This window comes from Micromonospora tarensis (assembly GCF_016803395.1).
Classification (GTDB): domain Bacteria; phylum Actinomycetota; class Actinomycetes; order Mycobacteriales; family Micromonosporaceae; genus Micromonospora; species Micromonospora tarensis.
In genome coordinates, this window is sequence record NZ_JAEVHL010000484.1 from 1 (window position 1) to 1683 (window position 1683).

The window sequence follows — 1683 nt, forward strand, 5'->3', positions numbered from 1 at the left end:
GATGTACCTGCCCGGACGGGTCTCGTCCGCGGCTCGTTGGCCGGTGGTGTTCCGGCCGTCCGGCCGGCGGTCGGCGCCGTCGGTCAGGGTGACCCTCTTAGCTCGACGATGTACCTGCCCGGACGGGTCTCGTCCGCGGCTCGTTGGCCGGTGGTGTTCCGGCCGTCCGGCCGGCGGTCGGCGCCGTCGGTCAGGGTGACCCTCTTGTCGGAACCGGCGGTGAAGTAACCGGCGCCACTGCCGTTGCCCGACGCCCCCGCAGGTGCCGCCGACGCCGGTCTGGCGACACCGGCGGTGCCGATGACCAGGGCGAAGGCCAGCGTTGGTAGCGCCAGTCTGCGCAGCCTGTTTCCGCTCGTGCCTGTAGCCACGAGGCTCCTTTCGATTGCTCCGTCATGGAGCGTTGTGCTCGATCGCGACTCGCCGGTGGGAGCGCTCCCCCACTCAAGTCCACAACGGTTGATCGAGGATTTGTGTGGTGTTACGGAACGCCGCTACTGGCAAGATCACCGTACGCGCGCCGGGTGAGGTGCGGAAGACACCATGATCGAAAGCTGTGCCACTATCGTCGGGCCGGTAGCGCTGTCACCGACCGGGCAACCCGGCGGCGCGGACCTGGGAGTGCCGCCACCGTTGGCAGGCAGCCGCGACTGCTACGGCTCACGAGGCGCCACCAACGACCGGCTGGGCCTGGTCGTCGTGGACAAGGCCACCGGCCGTGTCGTCGGCGAGAAGACCGGCTTCGTCCACGAAGGCACCCGACGCCACGCCCTGTGCTTCGACGGCGAATGGATCGACGCCCACGACATGTCAGTCCTCGAAGACGAGTGGGTCATCCACCGCGGCAACTCCTGACCGAACGTCCTCGGTCGCTCCGCCGCCAGAGCACGGTGCACACCCCGGCGAGGGCCAACCCGAGCAGCGGAGCGACGCCCACCCCGGCGAGCGTGCAGGCCACCGCGAGCAGCGCCGACGGCACCCAGCACCAGGCCGGCACGGTACGCGGCACACCACCGCGTCGCCGCGCGGCGGCCTCGGTCGCCATCGGCACCACCAGCGCCGGCAGCCGCGGCGGCCAGCAGGGTCAGCCAGGGCAGCACCAGGCGGTCGAAACGCGCCACCGCGAGCACCCCACCGAGCACCGCGACGGCGAGCATCGCCGCCCGGGCCGGCACCCGCGGGGTCAGGCCGCGGATCGCCAGCGCCCCGGAGTACGTGGTGGTCAGCGCCGCCGCGAACACCGCCACCGCGACGAACAGGTTCGCGTACCCGGCCAGCCCCGACCCGGCGGCGAGCAGCGCGACCACGTCCGCCTCGCCGGTCCGCAGCCACAGGCCGGCACCGGCGAGCACCCCGAGCAGCGCCGGTCCGAGCAGCAACCCCACGCACCAGGCCAGGTCCCGCCGCCGGGCGAGGCCGACGCTGAAGTCCGGTGCCCGCAGCGCGAACACCGCCGCGTAGCCGATCAGCGCGGCGGCGTCGGCCAGTCCACCGGCGGCGGGACGGACCGGTGTGCTCGGCGGTGGCAGCACGGTCAGGCACCAGCCGACCAGCAGCACCGCGCTGAGCGTGGTGAGCACCGCGAGCCGATCAGCGCGGCGGCGTCGGCCAGTCCACCGGCGGCGGGACGGACCGGTGTGCTCGGCGGTGGCAGCACGGTCAGGCACCAGCCGACCAGCAGCA

The 1683-nt window shown here is 73.0% G+C and carries 2 protein-coding genes; both read right to left on the reverse strand.

Translation table 11 applies throughout. The features are described 5' to 3' along the window. Positions 1-83: 83 nt before the first annotated feature. Positions 84-371, reverse strand: a complete 288-nt coding sequence (locus tag JM949_RS35785) for a hypothetical protein (RefSeq protein WP_203152452.1) — start codon at positions 369-371, stop codon at positions 84-86. Between the two features lie 282 nt (positions 372-653). Next, positions 654-1683 (reverse strand): hypothetical protein (locus tag JM949_RS35790; RefSeq protein WP_407664889.1); only part of this gene is annotated, 1030 nt, incomplete at its 5' end.